Origin of the sequence: Amycolatopsis sp. NPDC058986 (assembly GCF_042741125.1) — a bacterium.
Lineage (GTDB): Bacteria > Actinomycetota > Actinomycetes > Mycobacteriales > Pseudonocardiaceae > Amycolatopsis.
In genome coordinates this window covers 58,585-81,377 of the sequence record NZ_JBHYJW010000032.1, presented here as the reverse complement: position 1 = coordinate 81,377, position 22,793 = coordinate 58,585, and the positions used below count along the sequence as shown (strand labels likewise).

General features: G+C 69.7%; 23 protein-coding genes. 16 read left to right on the top strand and 7 right to left on the bottom strand.

Going from position 1 to position 22,793, the window contains the following annotated elements; translation table 11 throughout:
* Positions 1-145 precede the first annotated feature (145 nt).
* The 4 genes from ACFW0G_RS26485 to ACFW0G_RS26470 all read left to right on the top strand — a co-directional run bounded on the left by ACFW0G_RS26485 (position 146) and on the right by ACFW0G_RS26470 (position 3,216).
* Positions 146-799, top strand: a complete 654-nt coding sequence (locus ACFW0G_RS26485) for a response regulator transcription factor (RefSeq protein WP_378328085.1) — start codon at positions 146-148, stop codon at positions 797-799.
* On the top strand, positions 796-1,908 hold the full coding sequence (locus ACFW0G_RS26480) for a sensor histidine kinase (RefSeq protein WP_378328084.1): 1,113 nt from the start codon (positions 796-798) through the stop codon (positions 1,906-1,908). The genes ACFW0G_RS26485 and ACFW0G_RS26480 overlap by 4 nt, the downstream gene beginning before the upstream one ends.
* A gap of 152 nt (positions 1,909-2,060) precedes the next feature.
* A complete protein-coding gene (locus ACFW0G_RS26475) occupies positions 2,061-2,789 on the top strand; it encodes a hypothetical protein (protein ID WP_378328113.1) in 729 nt (242 codons plus the stop codon).
* Positions 2,790-2,808: 19 nt separating this feature from the next.
* Positions 2,809-3,216: a response regulator transcription factor gene (locus ACFW0G_RS26470; protein ID WP_378328083.1), complete on the top strand. Its 408-nt coding sequence runs from the start codon at positions 2,809-2,811 to the stop codon at positions 3,214-3,216.
* On the opposite strand, the gene pip is transcribed toward ACFW0G_RS26470, so the two are convergent.
* Positions 3,190-4,161 carry a prolyl aminopeptidase gene (gene pip / locus ACFW0G_RS26465; RefSeq protein WP_378328082.1) on the bottom strand — a complete coding sequence of 324 codons (972 nt, stop codon included), beginning with the start codon at positions 4,159-4,161 and terminating at the stop codon, positions 3,190-3,192. The genes ACFW0G_RS26470 and pip overlap by 27 nt on opposite strands.
* 108 nt (positions 4,162-4,269) lie before the next feature.
* Here pip and ACFW0G_RS26460 point away from each other — a divergent pair, with 108 nt between their 5' ends.
* Entirely contained in the window at positions 4,270-4,674 is a 405-nt protein-coding gene (locus tag ACFW0G_RS26460) for an NUDIX hydrolase (protein ID WP_378328081.1), read from the top strand.
* Here ACFW0G_RS26460 and ACFW0G_RS26455 read toward each other — a convergent pair.
* Positions 4,661-5,452, bottom strand: a complete 792-nt coding sequence (locus ACFW0G_RS26455; RefSeq protein WP_378328112.1) for a hypothetical protein — start codon at positions 5,450-5,452, stop codon at positions 4,661-4,663. The genes ACFW0G_RS26460 and ACFW0G_RS26455 overlap by 14 nt on opposite strands.
* Positions 5,453-5,985: 533 nt before the next feature.
* On the opposite strand from ACFW0G_RS26455, the gene ACFW0G_RS26450 reads away from it, so the two are divergent.
* The 4 genes from ACFW0G_RS26450 to ACFW0G_RS26435 all read left to right on the top strand — a co-directional run bounded on the left by ACFW0G_RS26450 (position 5,986) and on the right by ACFW0G_RS26435 (position 9,157).
* The gene (locus ACFW0G_RS26450; protein WP_378328080.1) at positions 5,986-6,285 is read left to right on the top strand and encodes a YciI family protein; all 300 of its coding nucleotides are present in this window, start codon (positions 5,986-5,988) and stop codon (positions 6,283-6,285) included.
* Positions 6,286-6,493: 208 nt separating this feature from the next.
* Complete coding sequence (gene folP, locus ACFW0G_RS26445; RefSeq protein ID WP_378328079.1) at positions 6,494-7,363, top strand: dihydropteroate synthase; 870 nt, start codon at positions 6,494-6,496, stop codon at positions 7,361-7,363.
* Positions 7,360-8,127 (top strand): pyrimidine reductase family protein, encoded by a 768-nt coding sequence (locus ACFW0G_RS26440; protein ID WP_378328111.1) that lies wholly within the window; start codon positions 7,360-7,362, stop codon positions 8,125-8,127. The genes folP and ACFW0G_RS26440 overlap by 4 nt, the downstream gene beginning before the upstream one ends.
* Position 8,128: 1 nt before the next feature.
* Positions 8,129-9,157 (top strand): class I SAM-dependent methyltransferase, encoded by a 1,029-nt coding sequence (locus tag ACFW0G_RS26435; RefSeq protein WP_378328078.1) that lies wholly within the window; start codon positions 8,129-8,131, stop codon positions 9,155-9,157.
* 22 nt (positions 9,158-9,179) lie between these two features.
* On the opposite strand, the gene ACFW0G_RS26430 is transcribed toward ACFW0G_RS26435, so the two are convergent.
* On the bottom strand, positions 9,180-10,121 hold the full coding sequence (locus ACFW0G_RS26430; protein WP_378328077.1) for a hypothetical protein: 942 nt from the start codon (positions 10,119-10,121) through the stop codon (positions 9,180-9,182).
* An 89-nt stretch (positions 10,122-10,210) separates the two neighbouring features.
* Between ACFW0G_RS26430 and ACFW0G_RS26425 the strand changes: the two genes are divergently transcribed.
* Entirely contained in the window at positions 10,211-11,734 is a 1,524-nt protein-coding gene (locus ACFW0G_RS26425; protein WP_378328076.1) for an AMP-binding protein, read from the top strand.
* Here ACFW0G_RS26425 and ACFW0G_RS26420 read toward each other — a convergent pair.
* Together ACFW0G_RS26420 and ACFW0G_RS26415 are read right to left on the bottom strand one after the other, a co-directional pair.
* Positions 11,731-12,891 carry an epoxide hydrolase family protein gene (locus ACFW0G_RS26420; protein ID WP_378328075.1) on the bottom strand — a complete coding sequence of 387 codons (1,161 nt, stop codon included), beginning with the start codon at positions 12,889-12,891 and terminating at the stop codon, positions 11,731-11,733. The two genes, ACFW0G_RS26425 and ACFW0G_RS26420, sit on opposite strands and share 4 nt — an antisense overlap.
* A 55-nt stretch (positions 12,892-12,946) precedes the next feature.
* Positions 12,947-13,339 carry a cupin domain-containing protein gene (locus ACFW0G_RS26415; protein WP_378328074.1) on the bottom strand — a complete coding sequence of 131 codons (393 nt, stop codon included), beginning with the start codon at positions 13,337-13,339 and terminating at the stop codon, positions 12,947-12,949.
* A gap of 52 nt (positions 13,340-13,391) precedes the next feature.
* Between ACFW0G_RS26415 and ACFW0G_RS26410 the strand changes: the two genes are divergently transcribed.
* Genes ACFW0G_RS26410 through ACFW0G_RS26390 form a run of 5 tightly spaced genes read left to right on the top strand, consistent with a single transcriptional unit; the run spans position 13,392 to position 17,224 of the window.
* On the top strand, positions 13,392-14,375 hold the full coding sequence (locus ACFW0G_RS26410) for a helix-turn-helix domain-containing protein (protein ID WP_378328073.1): 984 nt from the start codon (positions 13,392-13,394) through the stop codon (positions 14,373-14,375).
* A 22-nt stretch (positions 14,376-14,397) separates the two neighbouring features.
* Positions 14,398-14,829 carry a VOC family protein gene (locus ACFW0G_RS26405; protein WP_378328072.1) on the top strand — a complete coding sequence of 144 codons (432 nt, stop codon included), beginning with the start codon at positions 14,398-14,400 and terminating at the stop codon, positions 14,827-14,829.
* Between the two features lie 9 nt (positions 14,830-14,838).
* Complete coding sequence (locus ACFW0G_RS26400) at positions 14,839-16,089, top strand: hypothetical protein (protein WP_378328071.1); 1,251 nt, start codon at positions 14,839-14,841, stop codon at positions 16,087-16,089.
* A gap of 22 nt (positions 16,090-16,111) precedes the next feature.
* A complete protein-coding gene (locus tag ACFW0G_RS26395) occupies positions 16,112-16,468 on the top strand; it encodes an MmcQ/YjbR family DNA-binding protein (protein ID WP_378328070.1) in 357 nt (118 codons plus the stop codon).
* A 21-nt stretch (positions 16,469-16,489) separates the two neighbouring features.
* On the top strand, positions 16,490-17,224 hold the full coding sequence (locus ACFW0G_RS26390) for a transglutaminase domain-containing protein (protein ID WP_378328069.1): 735 nt from the start codon (positions 16,490-16,492) through the stop codon (positions 17,222-17,224).
* 59 nt (positions 17,225-17,283) lie between these two features.
* Here ACFW0G_RS26390 and ACFW0G_RS26385 read toward each other — a convergent pair whose 3' ends face one another.
* A complete protein-coding gene (locus ACFW0G_RS26385) occupies positions 17,284-20,424 on the bottom strand; it encodes a TIM-barrel domain-containing protein (RefSeq protein WP_378328068.1) in 3,141 nt (1,046 codons plus the stop codon).
* A 172-nt stretch (positions 20,425-20,596) separates the two neighbouring features.
* On the opposite strand from ACFW0G_RS26385, the gene ACFW0G_RS26380 reads away from it, so the two are divergent.
* Positions 20,597-21,286 (top strand): methyltransferase domain-containing protein, encoded by a 690-nt coding sequence (locus tag ACFW0G_RS26380; protein ID WP_378328067.1) that lies wholly within the window; start codon positions 20,597-20,599, stop codon positions 21,284-21,286.
* Positions 21,287-21,301: 15 nt separating this feature from the next.
* Here ACFW0G_RS26380 and ACFW0G_RS26375 read toward each other — a convergent pair whose 3' ends face one another.
* Positions 21,302-22,408 carry a methyltransferase domain-containing protein gene (locus ACFW0G_RS26375; RefSeq protein ID WP_378328066.1) on the bottom strand — a complete coding sequence of 369 codons (1,107 nt, stop codon included), beginning with the start codon at positions 22,406-22,408 and terminating at the stop codon, positions 21,302-21,304.
* Positions 22,409-22,793 lie beyond the last annotated feature (385 nt).

Below are 22,793 nucleotides of genomic sequence, written 5' to 3'. Positions count from 1 at the left end.
TGTTTCTCCGTCTACTGTGGACCGTAATGATCGCGCGGACCATCCGCGCACCAGCGCGGACGGCCCCGCCGATCGGCGGGAAATCGCCCCGCCGGGTGACTGGGCTATCGTCGGCAACGAGGACTAGAGCGGCAGGAGCGCCAGGGTGATCCGTGTTGTTGTGGTGGACGACGAAGCGCTGGTGCGGTCCGGGTTCCGGTTGATCCTCAACGCCGCCGGCGACATCGAGGTCGTCGCCACCGCGGCCGGGGGCGAGGCCCTCGACGAGATCACCCGGCACCGGCCCGACGTCGTGCTGCTCGACATCCGGATGCCCGACGTCGACGGCCTCACCGTGCTCGGGCGGATCCGGCGGCTGCCCGAACCGCCCGTGGTCGCGATGCTGACGACGTTCGACTCCGACGAGTACATCGCCGCGGCACTGCGCGCGGGCGCCGCCGGGTTCATCCTCAAGGACACCGATCCCGACCAGCTCGCGCACCTGGTGCGCACGCTGGCCGGCGGCGGCGTCGTGCTGTCGGCGAAGGTCACCCGGTCGGTGGTGGACCGGTACCTCGAAGGCCGCGAGGACCCCGCCGCGACCGCGAGCGTCGGCAGGCTCAGCGAGCGGGAGCGCGAGATCCTCGTGCTCATCGCCGACGGGCTGTCGAACGCCGAGATCGCCGCCGCCGTCCACCTGTCCGTCGGCACGGTCAAGGACCACGTGAGCGCGATCCTGACCAAGCTCAAGGTGACCAGCCGGGTGCAGGCGGCCCTGCTCGCGCAGCGTGCGGGCCTGCTGGCCGGGGACGAACGATGACGCGGCTGTGGCCGTGGACGCGCAGGCTGCCGTCGTGGGTCTTCGACCTCGCACCGGTCGGGCTGGCGGCGCTCGACACCTGGCTCAACGCCAAGCACGCCACGCCGTACGAGTTCAGCGCGGCGGCGATCGCGACGCTGGCGCTCCTGCTGCGCCGGTCCTTTCCGCTCACCGTGCTGGCGATCACGTTCCCCTCGATGGTCGTCTCGCAGTCCGTCGTCCCCGCGCTCATCGCGCTGTACACCGTCGGCTGCCACTACCGCAATCGCTGGCTGCTGGCAGGCTGCATGGCGGCGGGGGCGCTCGGCTACGCCACGCCGTGGCCGCCGATGCTGGAGCTGTCCCACGACGACGTGCTGCTCGGGCTGATCTACTCGACGATGACCGCGGCGGCGCCGGTGTTCCTCGGCATGCTCGCCAGGACCGGGCGGGAGCTGTCGGTGCGGATCGACGAGATCGAACAGGCGCGGGAACAGGAGCGGCTGCTCATCGAGCAGACGACCCTGGCGAGGGAACGCACCCAGCTGGCCAGGGAAATGCACGACGTCGTCTCGCACCAGGTCAGCCTGATCGCGGTCAGCGCGGGCGCGCTGCAGGTCGGCGCGCCCGACGCCGGGACCAAGGAGGCCGCGTCGACCATCCGCGAGCTCAGCGTGAACACCCTCGACGAGCTGCGGCACATGGTGACCCTGCTGCGTGCCTCGGGCAGCCAGCCGACCGAGCTGACCCCGCAGCCGACACTGGCCGAGCTGGAGCGGCTCATCGCGACCAGCGGTATCCCGGTCGAACGGCACGGCGAGCTGCCCACCGGCCTCGGCGCGCCCCAGCAGCGCGCGATCTACCGCACCATCCAGGAGGCGCTGACCAACGCGCGCAAGCACGCGCCGGGCGCGAGCGTCACCCTCCACATCGGACACACCGCGACCGAGGTCGACGTCACTGTCGTGAATGGACGGCCCACCCGCCCGACACTGCGCCTGCCCAGTGCGCAGCACGGCCTCATCGGGCTGCGGGAGCGGGCCGAGCTGCTCAGCGGATCCTTCGAAGCGGGTCCTTCGTCCGAGGGCGGATACCGGGTCCGCCTGCGGCTCCCGCTTTCCGCGGGCTGACCGGCGGGGGCGAAATCCCGCCGACCGGCGGGCACACGCCGGACGGTCAACGGATGGTGGGGGCCGGGTCGCTCGGCAAGGCTGGTGCCACGGTCCTCGGACCGTCCGGCGCGGCGTCCGCCGCCCGGCCCTCCTCGATCCGGGAGTCACCGATGGGCATCGCGATCGTCCTGATCGTGCTCGTGGCCGTCGCGGTCGGCGCGATCTTCGTGTCCCGCGCCCAGGCCGCGGCCAGGCAACGTCAGCTGGAAGACACGAAGGCCGAGACACGGCGCTGGGTGGAACGGCTGGGCGGGCAGGTCCTCCAGCTCGTCGGCACGAACGAAGCCTCGAAGCAGGCGCTCGCGGACGCGTCGGAGCGGTACCACGCCGCGGGAAGCCAGCTCGAACAGGCGGCCACGGCCGAACAGGCCGAACTGGCAAGGGAAACCGCGCTCGAAGGGCTGTACTACATCCGGGCCGCGCGGATCGCGATGGACCTCGATCCCGGCCCCGCCCTGCCGGGCGACGAGGAACGTGCCAAGGCGGGCGCGGTCACCGAGCACCGCAGGGTCGAGGTCGACGGCCAGACCTACGAAGCCTCGCCGCAGCCGGGCGAAAACACGCCGCACTACTACCCCGGCGGCGAGGTGGCGGGCCGCCCGGTGCCGCAGGGCTGGTACAGCACGCCGTGGTGGAAGCCCGCGCTCATCGGCGGCGCGTGGGGCCTGGGCGCGGCGGTCGTGGTCGGCGGGCTGTTCGCCGGGATGGCCGGGGGCGCCAACGCCGACGCCTGGGCGGACGGATACGCGGCCGGACACCACGACGGCGCCGATTCCGGGTACGCCGGGTTCGACGCCCACGACGCGGTTTCCGCCGACTACAGCGACTTTGACTACTGATCGAAGCGAGGAGCCGCCGGTGATCCGGGTGGTCGTGGTCGACGACGAGGCTTTGGTGCGGGCCGGTCTGGAGCTGATCCTGAACGCGGCGGGCGACGTCCGGGTCGTCGCCACCGCCGCCGGCGCCGAGGCCATGGCCGTCATCGCCGAACATCGGCCGGACGTGGTCCTGCTCGACATCCGGATGCCCGACGTCGACGGGCTCACGCTCCTGAGGCAACTCCGCGAAACGATTCCGCGGACGGCCGTGGCGATGCTGACGACGTTCGGCTCCGACAGCTACGTCGTGAAGGCGCTGCGTTCGGGCGCGGCCGGGTTCATCCTCAAGGACACCCGTCCCGACCAGCTGGCCCAGCTCGTCCGCACGCTCGCGGCGGGAGGGGTCGTGCTGCCGCCGCGTTCAGCGCGGGGACGGGCGGGGTGGTGAGACGGCGTGCGCGAACCGATCGGTGGCGGCCACCCGCGCGGCGGTGAACTCGGCACTCCCGCCGTGCCCGGTGTCGTCGATCAGGACCAGCTCGGCCTCGGGCCACGCGGCGACCAGTTCCCACGGCGTGCCACTGAGATTGGACAGGTCGAGCCTGCCCTGGATGACCACGCCGGGAATACCCGCGAGCCGCTCCGCGTGGCGCAGTGCCATGTCCTCCTCGAGCCAGGAGCCGTTGCCGAAGTAGTGGGTCACGATGCGCGCGAACGCCAGGCGGAACCTCGCGTCCTCGAACCGGGGATTCCGCGGCGAAGTCGGAACTATCGCCGATTCCCAGTCACACCAGGCTTTCGCGGCCTTCGCACGGACGTCCGGATCGTGATCGAACAGCAGGCGGTGATAGGCACCGGCGAGATCCCCGTCCCGGCTGCTTTCCGGCACTCCGGCGCGAAACCGTTCCCACGCCTCGGGAAAGAGCGGGCCGAGCCCCCGGATGAGCAGTTCGGTCTCGGTCCGCCTGCCCATCGAAACGCACGCCAGCACCAGCTCCGAAACCCGGTCCGGATGGCGGACGGCGTAGGTGATCGCGAGCGCGGATCCCCACGAGGCGCCGAAAAGCTGCCAGCGGTCGATGCCGAGCATCGTGCGCAGCAGTTCCATGTCGCCGATCAGATGCCAGGTGGTGTTCGCCGAAAGGTCCACGTCCGGTTCGCTCGCGTGCGGGACGCTGCGACCACACCCGCGCTGGTCGAACAGGATGATGCGATACCGGCCGGGATCGAAATAGCGGCGCGCGTGCGGGGTGCAGCCCGACCCCGGCCCGCCGTGCAGCACGACCGCGGGCTTACCGTCCGGATTACCGCATTCCTCCCAATACACCTGGTTTCCGTCACCCACGTCGAGCATTCCCTGCCAATAGGGCTCAATCTCCGGGTACAGGCTCATCTCCGGGTACAAGCTCGCTTCACCCCCAGTGAAGTAACAGCACTGTCAGGATATCATCCGATGATCAGACGTGTGAAGCGCCCCCGCGCGCGTGCGAAGATCGTTCGCATGAGTGAGCCCGCGGAGAAACACCTCGCGTACACCTGGCTTCCGCGCGGCGAGACGGTGCTGTTCCTTCGCCGTCATCCGGCGAATTTCCTTGGTGGCAAATGGGAACTGCCCGGCGGCACGGTCGAACCCGGTGAGCCGCCGGAGCGGACCGCCGTCCGCGAGGCCGCCGAGGAGGCCGGGCTCACGATCACGGTGACCGGCGAGCGCAGCAGGCACACCTGGCGCGACGTCACCGGCCGCGATCTGCTCGTCCACGCGGTCGTCTACCACGCGGCCGAAACCGCGGCCGCCGATGTCGCGCTCAATCCCGGGGAACACGACGACTTCGCCTGGCTGACCCCGGAGGAGGCCGCCGCCCTCGACCTCCTCCCGCACGTCCGCGAAACCCTCACCACCCGGTGAACGACGCGATGCCCACCACGGCCGTCAAGACGGCGTCGGCGGCGACGGCCAGCCAGACGATCCGCAGCCGCCGTCGCTCGTCCCATCGGGTGAACCGCAGCAGCCACGCCAGCCCCGGCAGCACGAGGATCGCGTGCATGGCGACGGCGTGCAGCGGCTTCAACGATCCCGCGGTCGTGTAGGCCAGCTGCGGGTCGCCGCCCCGCGCGAGCACGACACCGCGCGCGATCATCACCGCGCCGGTGGCCAGCGCCACCAGCAGCACCAGCAGGCCGAAGCGCACCGCGAGCCGCATGCTCGGGCTGAGCACACCGGGGTCGGCCATGGCCGCGACGGTGAAGCCCAGCATGGTCAGGATGATCACGGCGCCGCCCGCGGCGAGCGTCATCGAGACCGCGGTGTCGAAGCCCGTCTCGAAGTTGAAGTGCGAGGGCACCCGGCGCCAGGCCTGCATGCTCACCAGCGCCACCTCGGCGACGCACGCACCGATGAACAGGCCGAGCAGCGAACGGCGTGGGCCCGGGCGCACCTTCACGTACGACGTGGCCCAGGCGACCGAAACGAGCGTCAGCCCGAACGAAAGCCCGAACGTCACGGCCTTGCGCAGCGAAACCGGGCCCAGCCACGAGCCGCCGGTCAGGAACAGGACGACCGCCGTCAGCAATCCGCTGAAGAACAACATCGCGCCGACCGCATAGGCCGCCCGCTCGATCTTCCGGCCGTCGCGCCAGATCCCGGCCAGCGCCGCCCCCACGGCCCGTATTCCCGCTGTCCCCATGATTGTCGTCATGGGCTCAAGTGTCGGGTGCCGGACCGGAGAACGCGTCCGTCCGGTGACGACAACCGACGTACGCAGATTTGCGTATCCCGGTGGGCTGTCGACGACTTCCCCAGACGACGCAGCGCCGGACACTCGGGGTTGTACCCGGCGCTGCGCCCACCGACAGAAGTCTCCCGCCGGGACAGGCGCAGCGGTATGCCCAGTGTCCGGTCGTGCCCGAAAATGGCTGATCAGTGCCCATGCGGCAGCTTTCCGGTCCGGATATCCGGCCGACCGGCCCGCGGGGATGATCAGCAACGCGAAGTCGGCCGAACACTCATGGTGACGACAGGCCGAAGTCCCGTACTCGTTTCCCGGCGACCGGCGAACACGCAACGGTTTCACGTATGACACTTTTCGACGTCGTCGATCATTAATGGAAAAGCAGAAGTAAAGAACCGCCGGAGATTCTTTGTCGGGTTATTGCCAGTGGTATTAACCACTCTTCTGGAAGCGTGCGAGAACGACCGTACGAGTTCTACTCTTGCATTATGTACATCGCATTGTTGCGCTACACAGCGCCCACCGAGGAAGTCGACTACGCATTGCCCGACCACAGCACCTGGTTGCGCAAGCAGTTCGCACGGGGCCTGTTCCTCGTCTCCGGAAAAGGGACCGGCAACGCCGACCAGGTGATCCTGACCCGCCCCGTGCACCGCGGCAAACTGGACGCGGTCCTGGCCACGGACCCGTTCGTCCTGCAACGTCTCGCCCGCTACGACGTCATCGAGTTCTCCGCGACTCGCACCGCACAGGAACTGTTAGCCATCAACGAGGCCATCGCCTCCTGATCACGGACGCCAGCGGCGAGGTGGCCTTCGGCAACGACGCCCGCCACCTCCCGGCGAAGAACCGACGGGTCCGAGATCCCGCGAGCGCCCCGCGCCGCCGGTCGATCCGCCGTCAGGGTAGGAACACCGAAGAACCCCCGGGATTCGTTGAAGGCTCACCTATGATCGTCCGGGCAACACCGCCCGAGGCACGCACAGGAGAGCCCGCATGAAAACCCCCGACCTGGTCTTCCGAGGCCGTCGGCTAGCCAGTGACCACGCGCTGATCATGGCGATCGTCAACCGCACCCCGGACTCGTTCTACGACCACGGTGCGACGTTCGCCGAGGAACGCGCCAGGGAGGCCGTGCGGCGCTCGCTCGAAGACGGGGCCGACGTCATCGACATCGGGGGCGTCCCCGCCAGCCCCGGGCCCGAGGTCACCGTCGCCGAGGAGATCGCCAGGGTGCTCCCGACGCTCCACTGGGTCCGGGAGACCTTCCCGGACGTGGTGATCAGCGTGGACACCTACCGCGCCGAAGCGGCCGACGCCTTCTGCGCCGCCGGAGCAGACCTCGTCAACGACAGCTGGGCCGCCGCGGACCCCGAGATCCTGGACGTCGCGGGCCAGTACGGCGTGGGCTACGTGTGCTCGCACACCGACGGGCTCGCCCCGCGCACCGACCCGATCCGGCCCCAGTACGACGACGTCGTCGCCTCGGTCGTCGCGGACACCACCGAACTGGCCGAACGCGCCATCGGCAAGGGCGTGCCCCGCGAGGGGATCATGATCGACCCGTGCATCGACTTCTCCAAGAACACCTACCAGTCCCTGACCGTGCTCCGGAACGTCAAGGCACTGGTCGACACCGGCTGGCCGGTGCTGATGGCGCTGTCGAACAAGGGAGTCGTCGGGGAGACGCTCGACGTCGAGATGGACGACCGGGTCATCGGCACCCTCGCCGCGACCGCCCTCTGCGCCGAGCAGGGCGCCGCGATGTTCCGCGCCCACCAGGTCCGGGAAACCCGGCACGTGGTCGAGATGGTCGCGAGCATCGTGGGCACCCGTCCGCCGGCCAACGCGGTCCGGTGGCTGTGATCCGGCAGATCTGGCCCGGGCCGGAACGCGCGCTCGGCGAGGACGACCTCGCACAGCTCTACCGCTATCCGGCGGACCCCAAGTGGCTCGCGGTGAACTTCGTCTCCAGCGTGGACGGCGCGGTCGAGATCGGCGGCAAGTCCGCGGGCCTGTCCAATCCGACCGATCGCGTGGTCTACCAGCTGGGCAGCGACCTCGCCGACGTCGTCCTGCTCGGCGCGGGCACCGCGACCATCGAGGCCTTCGACGGCATCCACCCGGACGAGCGCACCGCCGAGCGGCGGCGACGGCTCGGCCTGTCCCCGATCCCGCCCATCGCGGTGGTCACCTCGGGCCGGTCGCTCCCGCCCGACGCACCGGTGCTCACCGAGGCCTCGGTGCCGACGATCGTCATCACCAGCGAACAGGCCCCGCCCGCGCTCGTGGCCGCCTGGTCGGCCGCGGGCGCGGAGGTGCTCGTGACCGGCCGCGAGGAGGTGGACCTCCGGCAGGCGATCGCTACCCTCGTCGAACGGGGCTTCGGCCGCATCGACTGCGAAGGCGGACCGCGGCTCTTCGCATCGCTGCTCGAAGCGGGCCTGGTCGACGAAGTCCGGCTCACCCTGTCGCCGCTGCTCGTCGGGGGGACCGCCGACCGGATCGCGGTCGGCGCGGACTTCCTTCCCGCGGGGGCGGCGCTGGCGTCCGTCCTCACCGACGGCGCGACCCTGCTGCTGCGCTACTTCCCGTCCCCGGCCGATCGGCCCGACGAAAGGAATCCGTGAGGTGTCGACCTACTCCTCCGCCGCATCGCACTACCTGTCCGCACGCAGGCGTGACCCGGTCAAGGTGCTGATGGAGGAGGTGGTGACGCGGCGGCTGTTCGGGCACGCGGTGAACGGCCTGCGCCTCCCGCCCGGTGCTCCCCTCCGGGTGCTCGACATCGGCTGCGGTACCGCCGACGGGCTGCGGCTGCTGCGGCACGCGGCCGACGGCGAATCGCCCGTGGCCGCCGGGCTCGCGCTGGACTACGTCGGCCTGGACGCCGACGCGGCCATGGTCGAGACGGCCCGCTCCCTGTATCCCGAACCCGGTGTCCGCTTCGTCGAGGGCGATGCCAGGGCCCAGCTGCCGGACGAGGACTTCGACCTCTATCTCTCGTGCGGGGTGCCCTATTCGCATCTGACCGGCGACGAGACCACCGACGTGCTGACCGCCATCCTGCGCCGGGCGGCGAGCCGGACGCGGCCGAGCGCGGTGGTGGTCGACGTCCTCGGGCGGTATTCCGTCGAGTGGACGCCGCAGTGGCACCTGTCCCGCTGGAACTACGCGATGACGTTCTTCGAGGACGTGGACGAGCAGGTCGAGGAGATGATGACCTGCTACGACCGCGAATCCCTCGGCGCGGTCGTCGAGCAGGCCGCGGCCCGCGCCGGAGCGGGCGATCTCCGCACGACGTTCTTCGACCGTTCGGTCCTCCTCGGGCGGCACACCGCGACCCGGACGTTCAACCCGGCGATACCGCCGTACCGGACGCTGGTCAACGACCTCTACCGCGGCCAGCCTTCGGCACGCGGCGAACTCCGTTTCACCCCGCCCGCCGAGGGCGCGCCCGCCCCGATCCTCGAGTTCTTCCGGGACTGGGCGCGGGAGTGGAATTCCATTGTCGACGAAGCCTTCGGCACCAGCGACACCCTGGGATCCGCGGAGGAAGCGAAAGCACTCGCCACGACTCTGCTCGACTTCGAGCGCCGCCCGCGTGCGGGACTCGGCGCCGGCCACTCGCTGACCGCGGTGATCGTCGTCGAACCATAGATTCACCGGCGCACGAGGCGGTTCAGGATGTTTCGGCCGCCTCATGCGCTTTTCGCGCCGCTTCCTCGGCTTCGGCGAACGCGGTGCGGGCGGCGTCGAGGTCGTTGCCCGCTTGCTCGGCGCGGTCCTCGGCGTCCGCGAGCCGGGTCCGCAGCTCCTCGACCCGCGCGTTCGCCTGGTCCGCGACGCGTTCCGCGCGCACCAGATCGCGCTGGGCCTGATCGCGTTCCTTGGCCAGCGCCTGCGCCGCACGCCGCAGCCGCTCGCGCTCCTCACGTTCCCGCTTCGCGCGCTCGGCCGCTTCCCGCCGTTCCCGCTCGGCCTTCTCCTGCTCGCGCTTGCGACGTGCCGGTTCGAGCGACGTCACCTTCTTCGCCGGTCTCGGCTGGGCCTTCGACGGTGCGGTTTTGGCTTCCTTCTCCGGTTTCCGCTTGGTCTTGATGCTCGTGGGAGCCGCCGCGAACGTCAGCCACTGGTCGCTGTCCTGCTGGGTGACCATCGACGTCAGCCTGCCCGCGAGGGCGAGTTCGGCGGTCTCCGGATCGGCGGCGACCGCCTCCAAGGTCGCTTCGACCTCCCTGGCCACCGGCTCGCTCAACCGCGGGACTTCGGTCCGCATGATCCGCCGGATCAGCTCGTGCCTGCGCTGGGTCAGCGCGCGCAGTTCGGGCCCGGCCAGCTTCGCGTGCGCGTCACGCAGGGCCGGGCCCAGTTCGGCGAGTTCGGCCAGCGACGCCGAGTCCTCCCGTGCCAAGCCGTTCACCACCGACGCCGCGATCGTCGGCTTGCGCAGTGCGCGGATCCGGTCCGCGAGCGCGGCGTCCCCCGCCGCCTTCGCCTCGCGCGCCGCGGCGTTGCGCGCGGTGACGAACCCGGCGGGGTCTCCCGCGTAGAGCGCGTCGGTCACCGTGTCGAAGTCCACCCTGGTCAGCGAACCACACCGGCGTTCCACACGCGAGGACATCCCCCGGCGATGGCGTACGGTGGACGGGCGTCACCGGAGGTGAAGGCCGCCCTGGGCAGCGTCGCTTGTGGAGGATGGAGGATCGGCACGTGTTCTTCGATTTGGGTGTCCGGGATTTCCTGGACCGCGCCGAGCTGGTGTACCCGGACCGGGTGGCCGTGGTCGACGAGCCCGACCAGCCCGCGCCCTCGTGGGGTTCGCTGACCTATCGGGACGTCGCACGGCTGGCCAGGGCACAGGCGGCGAACCTCGAGACGCTCGGGGTGCCCGTCGGCGGCCGGGTCGCGATCGTTTCGCACAATGCCGCGCGGCTGCTCGTCTCGTTCTTCGGTGTCTCGGCCTGGGGCCGGGTCCTGGTGCCGGTCAACTTCCGGCTCGCGGCGGCCGAGGTCAAGTACATCGTCGAGCACTCCGGTGCCGAAGTACTGCTCATCGACCCGGAACTGCGGCACCTGCTCGACGACGTGACCGCCAAGCACGTGTTCGTCCTCGGCGAGGACGACGAAAAGGTGTTCGGCGGTGACGGCGTCCCGCAGGACTGGGCGGGCGACGAATCCGCCACCGCCACGATCAACTACACCTCCGGCACCACCGCGCGCCCCAAGGGCGTCCAGCTGACCCATCGCAACATCTGGCTCAACGCCGCCGTTTTCGGCCTGCACACGTCGTTGTCCGACAACGACGTGCTGCTGCACACGCTGCCGATGTTCCACTGCAACGGCTGGGGCATGCCGTACGCGGTGACCGGGCTCGGCGGCAAGCACATCGTGCTCCGCAAGATCGACGGCGCCGAGATCCTGCGCCGCATCGACGAGCACGGCGTCACGATCCTGTGCGCGGCGCCCGCGGTGGTTTCCGCCGCCCTCGACGCCGCCGAGAGCTGGGACGGCGAAATCCCCGGCCGGGACAAGGTCCGCATCGTGGTGGCCGGCGCGCCGCCGCCGACCCGCACCATCGAACGCGTCCGCGCCGACCTCGGCTGGGAGTTCATCCAGCTCTACGGGCTCACCGAAACCGCGCCGCTGCTGACGATCAACCGCATGCGGTACGAATGGGCCGATCTCGACCCGCACGAGCAGGCCCGCCGCCTCGGCCGCGCCGGCACACCCGGCCTCGGCGTCCGGATCGCCATCGACGCCGACGGCGAGGTGCTCGCGCAGTCGAACACGAACCTCGACGGCTACTGGCAGAACCCCGAGGAGACCACGCGGGTCCAGGAGGGCAACTGGTTCCACACCGGCGACGGCGGCACCTTCACCGACGGGTACCTGACCATCGCCGACCGCAAGAAGGACGTCATCATCAGCGGCGGCGAGAACGTGTCGTCGATCGAGGTCGAGGACGCGCTCAACTCGCATCCGGCGATCCGCGAGGCCGCGGTGATCGGCATCCCGGACGAGAAGTGGGGCGAACTCGTGACCGCGCTCGTGGTCACCGACGGCTCGGTCTCCGCCGAGGAGCTGATCACCCACTGCCGCGCGCACCTCGCCGGGTACAAATGCCCGAAGCGCGTCGAATTCCTCGACGCGCTGCCGCGCACCGCGACCGGCAAGATCCAGAAGTTCAAGCTGCGCGAACCGTTCTGGAAGGGCCAGGAACGCCAGGTGAACTAACGCACCAGGCGGAAGAACGTCCGGAGCTCCTCGACGAAGAGTTCCGGTTGCTCGAACGCGGCGAAGTGCCCGCCGCGTTCGAGCTCGTTCCAGTGCCGGATGTCGGTGAACCGCTTCTCCGCCCAGCGCCGTGACGGCCGGGTGATCTCCTTCGGGAAGATCGAGCAGCCCGTGGGGACGGCGATGTCCTCTGTGGACTCACTGGCCCATTTCCGCATGGCCTTGAGGCTTTCCCAGTACAGCCGGGCCGAGGAGGCGCCGGTGCCGGGCAGCCAGTACAGCATGATGTTGTCGAGCAGTTCGTCCCGGGTGAACACGTTCTCCGGGTCGCCGTCGCAGTCGGTCCACGCGCGGAACTTCTCGAGCACCCACGCGCACTGCCCGGCCGGGGAGTCGACCAGCCCGTACCCGAGCGTCTGCGGCCGCGTCGACTGCTGGCCGGAATAACCGGATTCCCATTCGCCGAACTCGCGCGCGGAAGCCAGCGCCGCCCGTTCCGCGTCGGTGAGGTCGTCGAGCGTGTCCTTGTCCGGCCCCACCGTCGGCATGTTGAGGTGGATTCCGGCCAGCGGAGCCGGGTTCCGCAGTGCCATGAACATCGTGACGGCGCTGCCCCAGTCCCCGCCCTGCGCGCCGTAACGGCTGTAGCCGAGGCGCTCCATCAGCTCCGCCCACGCCGACGCGATCCGCTCGACCGACCACCCCGGTTGCTTCGGCTTGTCGCTGAAACCGTAGCCGGGCAAGGAAGGGCAGACGACGTGGAACGCGTCGGCGGCGTCCCCGCCGTACGCCGTCGGGTCTGTCAGCGGCCCGATCACCTTGGTGAACTCGACGATCGAACCCGGCCAGCCGTGCGTGATGACGAGCGGGAACGCGTCCGGATGCGGGGACTCCGCGTGCAGGAAGTGGATCCCCAGCCCGTCGATTTCCGTGCGGTACTGGGCAAACGAGTTCAGCCGCGCCTCGGACGCACGCCAGTCGTAGCCGTCCGCCCAGTACTCGCAGAACCGCCGCACGTAGTCGAGCGGGATGCCCTGGCTCCAGTCCGCCACCGTCTCCGGCTCCGGCCAGCGTGTGCGGCGCAGCCGATCGGCCAGGTCCGCCAGGTCCGCTTCGGGGATCTCGATCCGGAACGGGGTGATCTCCGGGGTGCTCACGATCTCCACACTTAGCGCGCGCAGACCGATACGGCAAGCAATCCGCGGAAATCCGCTACGTCGTCAGCCGATGTCCGGTGGTGACGTCGACGTACTCGGGAACCTCGTCGTGCTCGTCGCCGACCGAAAGGGTCCCGGACGGCTCGATCACCATGATCGACGCACCCTCCTTCGAGGACGGCTTGTGGAACACCCCGCGCGGCACGACGAACAGCGAACCCCGGGGCAGCGTGACGACCCGCTCCTCCCCGTCGCGCAGCGCGATGTCGAGTTCGCCTTCCAGCACCAGGAAGAACTCGTCGGTGTCGCGGTGGACGTGCCACACGTGCTCACCGGCGACCTTGGCGATCCGGACGTCGTAGTCGTTGACGTTCGCGACGATGCGCGGGCTCCAGATGGCGTCGAAACCGGCCAGCGCGGTGCTGAGATCGAGAGGTTGCTTGCTCATGAGACCCATCCTCACCGTGGCGCGACGGCTTCACGAGTGCTAGGAATCGCATATGTCGCATGATTCCTCGCATGCGGTCGCGGTCCTCGTGGACGAGGGGTCCAACCCGTTCGAACTCGGCGTCGCGACCGAACTGTTCGGCCTGCGCCGTCCCGAACTCGGCCGGCCCTGGTACGACTTCACGCTCTGCTCCGCCACGCCGTCGGTGCGCATGCACCTGGGCATGTTCACGCTTTCCGGCATCGCCGGGCTCGACGCCGCCGAGGCAGCGGACACCCTGATCGTGCCCAACCGCCCCGATCCACAGGTGCCCCCGAACCCGGCGGTGCTCGACACGATCCGCCGGGCGGCCGGGCGCGGCGCGCGGCTGATGAGCTTCTGCACCGGCGCGTTCACCCTCGCCGAGGCGGGCGTGCTCGACGGCCGTCGCGCGACGACGCACTGGCGCTGGGCGGACGAGTTCACCGCCCGCTTCCCGCTGGTCGAGCTCGAACCCGACGTGCTGTTCGTCGACGACGGCGACATCCTGACCGCCGCAGGCAGCGCGGCCGCGCTGGACCTGAGCCTGCACGTGATCAACCGCGATCACGGCGCCGAGATCGTGAACGCGGTGAGCAGGCGGCTCGTCTTCACCGGCCACCGCGCGGGCGGCCAGCGGCAGTTCGTCGAACGGCCCGTGCCGGACGTCCCCGACACCTCGCTCGCCCCGACGCTGGAGTGGGCGCGGGGACACCTGAACGAGCCGCTCACCGTCGCGGATCTGGCGGCGCGTGCCGCGACCAGCCAGGCGACCCTGCATCGCCGGTTCCGTACCGAACTCGGCACCACACCACTGGCCTGGCTGACGACCGAGCGGATCGCCCTCGCCTGCCGCCTCATCGAACGCGGCGAACTCCGGCTCGACGCGGTGGCCGACGCGAGCGGTTTCGGCACGGCCGCGAATCTGCGCGTGCAGCTGCGCCGGCACACCGGGCTGACACCGACCGCTTACCGACGGCGTTTCGGCCTGGCACCGGAAGCCGTAGCCGGGGCGTGAGCATTGCTGCGACGATGGGCCGATGGACGCTCCTTTGCTGCGTCAAGTGGTCCTCGACTGCACCGACGCGCGGAAACTGGCGGAGTTCTACCGGGAACTGCTGAACCTGACCTACCGGCCGGGGGACGAGCCACCACCCGAGGGCGAACCGGACGAGCAAGGCCAGGACTGGCTGGTGCTGCGCAATCCCTCCGGTCCGCCGCACGTCGCCTTCCAGCAGGTCGACGAACTGCCGCGGCCGACATGGCCGGACGGGCAGCATCCGCAGATGCTCCATCTCGACCTGAGCGTGCCGACGGCCGAGGAGCTGCTCGCGCACCACGAGCGGGCGCTGTCGCTGGGCGCCGAGCTGTTGTACGACCGGTTCCAGGATCCCGAGGAACCGCTGCGGGTCTACGCCGATCCGGCCGGGCATCCGTTCTGCGTCTTCGTCGCGCCGCCGCCGGAGGGCTGAGACGTCGCTGTGAAACAGCCGCACTGGATCGGCGACGGTCCGTTGCCGGAAACGTCGCGGATGACGTACCTCGAGGCGGTTCAGTCGCTCGAGAACCTGATCCGGGCGCGCCGGGACGTCCGCCTCGACTGGTCCGGCGGACGCGGGCCGCGGAGCGACGCTCGCGTCGTCTTCCTTGCCACAGCGGGGATCCCGGAGCACCGAGTACGCTTTCGCTCGCCCCAGCAGATCGGCGCGCTCGCCCGGATCCTGGGTTCGGCGCGGCCCCTGCCGGACCATCAAGGCCTGTGGAGCGAACGCGAAAGAACGATCACCGCCCGTGTCGTCGGGGACCACGACGAGCTGGTGCTGGCCCTCGCGCGGATCATGACTCCGAAGACACCGGACGACGGCGTCCTCCCCGACAGCCCGCTGGGCCAGGACGTCCGCGACCGGCTGGCCAGCAGCGGGGTCTTCCTGACCAGCGAAACCGCGGCGGGGCCGAAGCCCGGCAGGCGGACGATGCGGCTCGTGGCCGCGGACGACGAGCTGATGACGTTGTATCCCCGGCGGTTCCGGACCGCGCCCACTCTCGCGCTGGCACTGACCGGATTCGAGGCCGCCGCGGCGAAGACCGCACAGGAGCTGCTGGTCGGCTACGGCGCGGCCTACCTCCACGAAGTGGTGCAGGCGACCGGCGTTTCGCTGCGGCTGTGGGAGGAGGACTACCCGTCGGACCGGCGTTCCGCCGGAAGCGGCGTCGGCAAGATCGGGTTTCCCAGGGAACGCTACGACGTCGTCCCGGTTTCCCTTTACGCGGCCGCGAATTCCCCCGGCCGTGATCTACCGGAGAAATACGTGAAGTACTACCAGGTGCTGGAGTACTTCATGCCAAGGGCCGCCGCGGCGGTGGGCGGCAAGGTACGGTCCGAAGTGGACCGGTTGCACGCCATCGCCGGTCTCGCGATCACGCCGTCACAGATCGCCGGTTTCCTGCGGGGCAACGACTTGCTGACCGGTCTGTCCGACGACGGGCTCATCCGGGATGTCCCGGTGCTCCGCGCGGACACCGACACCCATCCGGTGCCAGGGCTGGACTACCGGCCCGATGTGGTGAAGCGGGTGTACCGGATCCGGTGCCGGATCGGGCAAGGCGGTCGCGACCGGACAGAGGCCATCAGGCCCTACAGCCGCGAAGCCCGCGACCTGGGCGCCGATCTGCGGCTCATCCGGTTCTTCGCCGAACGCGCCATCCAGCACTGGTCCGCCGCGCTCCCCTGAGATCCGGGGCACAATGGGGCGTATGGCCGACGATCCGGTGCGACGACTGCGGGAGCTGTGCCTGTCCCTGCCCGAGGTCACCGAGCGCCTCAACCATGGCGAACCCGCCTGGGCAGTCCGTGGGAAGGCACTGGTCACCTTCTCCGAGCGCAAGCCCGCCGGCCGGGTGGGCTTCTGGTGCCCGTCACCGCCGGGCGAAACCGAAGCGCTGGTCGCCGAGCAGCCCGGGAGGTTCTTCCGGCCGCCCTTCGGCGGACGGGACTGGCTGGGTGTCTATCTGGACGTCCCGGTGGACTGGACGGAAGCGCGAGAGTTCATCGTCGAGGCCTACCGCATGATCGCCCCGCGGAAGCTGGTGGCCCAGCTCGATCAGCCCTGATCACGCGGGCATACTGGCATCATGGCGAACGTGCTCGTGACCCCGTGGTGGTATCGCCGCCGCGCGGTGGACACCGCCGAGGCCGCCATGGGCAGCGCCGATCCCACGCCGATCCTCGACTGGCATCATCCGCTGGTCCGATCGCTCGCGGAGCGGGCCGAGGGCGACCAGCTCACCGGGCTGCGCACGGCACACCGCCTCATCACGGAGTCGGTCCGGCCGGTGTACGCGGTGAACGACAGGCAGCCGATCTCGCGCACCTTGCGCCGGGGACGAGGCTCATGCAGTCAGCGCCTGGCGATTCTCGAGGGAGTCGCGCGCAGCAAAGGAATTCCCACCCGCGTACGTGGTCTCGTCGTCGACGGGCGGTTCTGGTATCCGCGGTTCCCTCGCCTGAGGTATCTGGTCCCGTCGCGTGTTCTGCTGGCATGGCCGGAATTCCGCGTCGCGCGGGAATGGCTCCCCGTCGGTGAACTCTTCGGAGACATCACCGCGTCGGCCACCGCCGCCGCGTTCACCAACACCGGCGCCGAGACCTTGTTCGACGCGGTCGCCCGCACCGCGGTGGACTGGGACGGGCTCACCTGCACACCCGGAAATCCTTCCGCCTGCGACCTGTCCGCGACCGTGCTCACGGATCTGGGGCGGTTCGACTCGCGCGACGAGCTGTTCGCGCGCAACGGCCAGACACTCTGCGGACCGCTCACCGCGCTCGCGGACCCGTTCCTCAGCCGGTGGGCTCCGTCTTCAACCTAGCCACACGACAACGGGACAGTGCCTGGCAGCGCGGGCCAGGCACTGTCCCGGGTCTCCGGTCAGGCTACGCCCAGTGCGAAGACGTGCATCGCGGAGTTGCTGGGCAAGGTGACCGCGACGACCTCCTTCCCCGCGGTCACCGGCACGGTGTTGGCGAACACCCGATACGGCGTGGTCGGATAGGCCGGTCCGCCGCGCGTGTTCTTCCCCAGCACCGAGGCCACTGTGGACGCTCCGTACTGCGCGGGATCGGCGCAGCACCAGTTCGGGAAGCCGAGGTCGGCGGAACTCGTGGTGCCGTCGGCGTAGTGCACGGTCACCGTTCCCTGGGCCTTGCCGGTGCCCGTCCCGGCCAGGACGAGGCCGGAACCCTTGCCGGACAACGAAATCGTCTGTCCTGAAGCGACAGTGTTGTCCGGGCGGCCGGTGCCCGCGTCCGGCCAGGTGAGCCGGGCACCCCTGGCCTCGAAGGTCGCGCCCGGTTTCAGCCCGGACTCGGCCAGGCCTTCGGCCCGGAAACTGCTCCCGCCACCGTCGAGGTCACCCGCGGCGGCGTGCGCGGCATCCGTCACCCCGGTGTTCCCGTAGGCGGCACCCAAGGACGCGTACGGAACCGTGACCGTCGCCGAGTCGGTAACCTGATGATCACCCAGTCTGGCCCGGTACCGGACACTGCCCACCAACTGGTAGTCGTCGGGCTTGGCCGACGTACCCGGCGCCAGCGTCACCGGGACCCGGACGGTCTGGCCCGGCATGACCAGCCGCCGGTCACCCGCGACGTCGGCGCGGAATCCACCGGGAGCCGAAACCGAGAAGGTCACGTCCCGCACGGGCAACGGCGTTCCGTTGGTGAAGCTCAACGTGGCCTGGGCGGACGAGCCGGGCGCGACCAGCGGCGGCGCCGAGAGCGTCACCGAGCCCGCGTTGTCCTCCGGGAAGAAACCGCCCACCGCACTCGACCCGTGCAGCCGGACGTCCTGCCGCTCGGACGCCGCGATCGGCGCCGTCTTCACCCGCACGACACCGCCGCGATCGGCGGCGTCGTACCACCAGCCCGAAGGTGCGGCGTCGAGTTCGGCGCGGCTGGCGTACTGACGCAGTACACCGTTCCCGGCCTGGACGGCGCCCGGCTTCGATCCTGTGTGGACAGTGAGCTGGTAGCGGCGGGCGTCCGGTTTCCCGTTATAGGACCCGAAACTCGCGCCGATGCCCACCGTGACGGTGCCCGGCCCGGAGCTTGGAGCGTCCACAGTGAACTGTTGCGTCGCCTGCTGCCCACGCTGGTAGCCACGGGTCACGCCGTCGTCCTCGGTGAGCGTGAAACCGCCCTTGCCCTGCGGGTAGACGTCGAGGTCGAGCGAGCTCTTGTCCCGTGTCTGCCACGACTTCGTGCCCTCGCCCCACATCGGCACGACGGCACCCGCACGGACGAACAACGGCAGCGTGTCCAGCGGGGCGTCATAGCCGTCCACTGTGGTGGGTCCGGTGTAGGTCCGGCCGGACCAGTAGTCGATCCACGTTCCCTTCGGCAGGTAGATCCCGCTGCGCGTGGTCGACTTCTCGTACACCGGTGCGACGAGGAAGTCGGTGCCGGAGAGGAATTCGTACTTCGCCTTGTCGGTCCACACATTCGGATCGCCGGGGTACTCCATCGCGAGTGGACGCACCTGCCCGACGCCGGTGTTGTGCGCCGCGACGGAGTAGCTGTACGTGTAGGGCAGCAGCCTTTCCTTGAGCAGCAAGTACTTCCGGTTGATCGAGGTGTACGGCTCGCCCTGGCGCCACGGCTGCTTGTCCGAGGACGCCCAGCCGTCCATCGTCATCGCCACCGGCAGGAAGGTCTTCCACTGCAGGTCCCGCACGTACGTCTGGGGGCTACCGCCGAAGATGCCGTCGATGTCGCCGGTGTTGTAGGCGATCCCGGACGTCGTCGCGCCCGCGTAGGTCGGGATCTGCCAGCGGATGTAGTCGTACGATCCGGACTGGTCCCCGCTCCACAGCACGCCGCAGCGCTGCGCGCCCGCCCAGCTGACCGGCTGCCACACGAAACCCCGCGCGTCGCTGTTGTCCTCGATACCCTTGTGCGCGGTGTCGCACGCGTCGAGCGCGAACTGGTAGCCGGGGCCGACCCAGGCGACGTCGAGCTTGCGCACCCGCACGCCCGCCTTGACCTCCTCGCCCTGGTGTGGCAGCCCGTTCTCGGTCCACAGGCCCAGTTGCATATTGTCCTTGCGCAGCCCCTCGCCGACCTGCTGCAGGTTCTCGTACCCGCAGCCGTAGCCGTCGTTGACGAGCATCCAGCCGTTCGGCATGCCGTTGGCCTGGTAGCCGTCGGCCACCTTCAGCGCGTCGAGGGTGTGCCGCTCGCCGCGGTTCTTGTTGTGCAGGTAGCAGTCGGAGTCACCGGTCTCCAGCCCGTAGATCGGCGGCAGGAACGGCTTCCCGACCAGATCCGTGTAGCCGGAGACGACGTCCTTGAGCCCGTTGCCCACGACGTACACCGCGTCGAAACGCTTTTCGTCGTGGGTGGTGCGGACGGGGTCGGTGAACGAGTAGCTGCCCGGCGCGAAAGTGTTGCGCAGCACGCCGTATCCCGCGGTGGAGGCGTAGAACGGCTGTGAGTTCGGGGCCCCGCCGTCGTTCCAGTTGTCGTCGGCGAAGATCTTGATCGTCTGGTCGCGGTGACTGAACCGGCCGTTCTGCTCCCCGCCGCCGACGAACTGCTCGGCGGACCCGCGGGCCAGCGTCTGCGTCGTGGTCTTGCCGTCCCAGGACAGCGGCGCCGACTCCGCCCAGATCTGCCGCGAGTCGGCCCCGTCGTACAGAGCGAACTTCAGCGGGTGCTTGTAGGCGCGCAAAGTCGCCTTCGGGGTGGAGATCGCCCAGTACGCGCCCTTGTCGACCCGGCGCGGCGTGGCGGGCTGCCCGCCACGCGGCTGGACGATCTTGCTTCCCGCCGGGTCGGTGAAGTTCCCGTCCGGGGCCAGCCAGAGGCGGACCGCGGCCTCGGTCGGGAAGCTGACCTTCACGGCGGCGGCACCCGACTTCAGCGTCACCACGGGACCGTCCGCCGAGACCGCCGTCAGATCGCCCAGCCGCCCCGACGGCGCGGCGGCCGGGTCGGCGTAGGCGGCCGTCGGGGCGAAAGCGAGGATCGAAGCTGTCGCCAAACTCCATAGCGACTGCGCAAGTCTGCTCATTTATGGCACCTTTCGCGCATGAACACGCATGATGCCTCTGTATAGCTCACTCCGGGCGCGCTGTCATCAGCCGAACCGGTTAAGGGTGCGGAACGCCCGACTTCCGTAGGTAGCACGCACCGGGACCTCGCTGATCGGCCCCAGCCCGGCATCAAGCGGCACAATGACGACCATGTCGACGATGCTCAAGCTCCTGGACGCCTTTGACGACCTGCCCCAGGCTCGCGACCTCCGGGAACGCAGCTACCCGGGACTCGGCGACACCGTGGTCGACGTCGGCTGCGGCAGCGGGCGGGCCGCCGGCGAGCTGGCCGCCCGCGGCGCGCGGGCCATCGGCGTGGACATGGACACGGCCATGCTCAAGGTCGCCGCCAAACGCTGGCCCGCGTGCGAATTCCACGTCGCCGACGTCACCGCGTTGCCGCTCGACGACGGTTCGGTCACCGGCTACCGCGCCGACAAGGTCCTGCACGACCTCGACGACCCCGAGCCCGCCGTTCTCGAGGCGCGCCGGGTCCTGGCCAGGAACGGCCGCGCGGTGCTCGTCGGCCAGGACTGGGACGCGTACATGATCGACTCGAACGATCCCGAACTCACCCGCGAGATCATCCGCGCCCGCTCGGACGGCGTGCCCAGCCGCTGGGTGCCCCGGCAGTACCGGAACCTGTTGCTGGACAACGGATTCATAGACGTCACCGTCGAGGTCCACACGATCGTGTGGACCGACGCCGCGTGCCTGCCGATGCTCGCCAACATCGGCGGCAAGGGTGCCTGGTACAACGACCAGGTCGCCAGGGAACGCGCCGACCGGCTGTTCGTCGCCGTCCCCTTCATCCTCGCCGCCGGAACCCTCGCCGACTGACCGAGGGTGTTCGGCCTACTTAATCTCCCAGCTGTAACCGGTCGGGTTGGCCAGCCATACCGTCTGTGTGCCGTCCGGTGCGACGGTCAGCCCGTAGGACTGCGGCTGTGGTTCGCCGTTGTGCTGCCACCATTCGTAGGCCGTGAGGGCTTCGTCCCACAGTCGCCGCGGGCCGAACTGCCAGACCGGCAGCGCGTCGGCTCGTGGGTCGGCGTCGATGCGGGCCCAGGATCCGCTGGCGGTGTCGTGGAATTCGACGATGTGCCGGTATTGGACGTCGGTGTCCGCCCAGTGGGTCAGGTAACAGGCGGGCACACACAGGCCGATGGTGAACGCGGCGCGCTCGAACGCGACCAGCTCGTACACGTCGCCGCCCCGCAGCGTCGTCGTGGACTTGTCGGCGTGCTCGATCTGTTCCTCGGTCGGGTCGAGGAATGTGTTGCGCTGACCGCGGACCCGCATGAATTCCAGGCTGCGCCCGAACCGTCCTGACGCCTGCCCGTCACCGTGGACGACGAGTCGCAGGAGCGCGCCGTTGCAGTAGTCGGTGCCCCACGGCATGCCCAGTACGCCGCCTTCGGCGGTCTGCTCGATCCACACCGGGGGCACTCGCCGCACCGACGCGGTCGCGATCACCCGGTCATAAGGCGACCCGGCACGATAGCCTGCGGTGCCGTCCCCCTCGATCACCGTCACCCGATACGGCGTGACCGCCAGCACGGCCCGAGCCGTATCGGCGACCTGGCCATCGACCTCGACCGACACCACCCGCCCGTCCGGGCCGACCCGATGGCCCAGCAGGGCGGCATTCCAGCCCGTGCCGGTACCGATCTCCAGAACCTGGTGACCTGGTTTCACGTCGAGCTCGTCGAGCATCATCGCGACGAGCGAGGGCTGACTGCTCGAGCTCGTCGGCACCCGCCCGATCCCGCCGACCGGGTGTCCGTCGTCGACCTGAGTCACGATCGGCCCGCCGGAGTTCACCAGCGCCCACCACCGTTGCCCGTCCGTCGTCCGCGAGACCGGCACGAAACCGTGACCGTCGGGATTGTCGTCCCAGATCACCTCCGGGATGAACAGCTCCCGGGGCACCTCGTCGAGCACACTCGGCCGCTTTGTCACGTTCAATTCTTCCCATGCTTGCCGGTTTCGTCTGGTCGTTCATGCACAGTAGATATTCACCGCGCCGTCGTACGTCGGCGCGGAGCCGAATCACGCGCGTGGGTGCGGCACAGGTCGAAGGACCGACCGGTGAGAAGAAGATGGCGGATAACCACCCGGCGGTGGCGAATAGCCCATCTCCGCGCGGTACTCGCGCTCACAATCCCAGCACTGGAGCAGCACACCGTGCGTATCCCGATCCCGACGGTCGCAGTACTCCGCGGTGGCAACGAGACCACACAACATCGCGACCACCTCGCCCGGCGCGGGCAAATGATGGAGCCACGCCCGATGCCACACCCCATCGACAATCGGATGCAGATGCGCGAGATCGACATAAATCCGC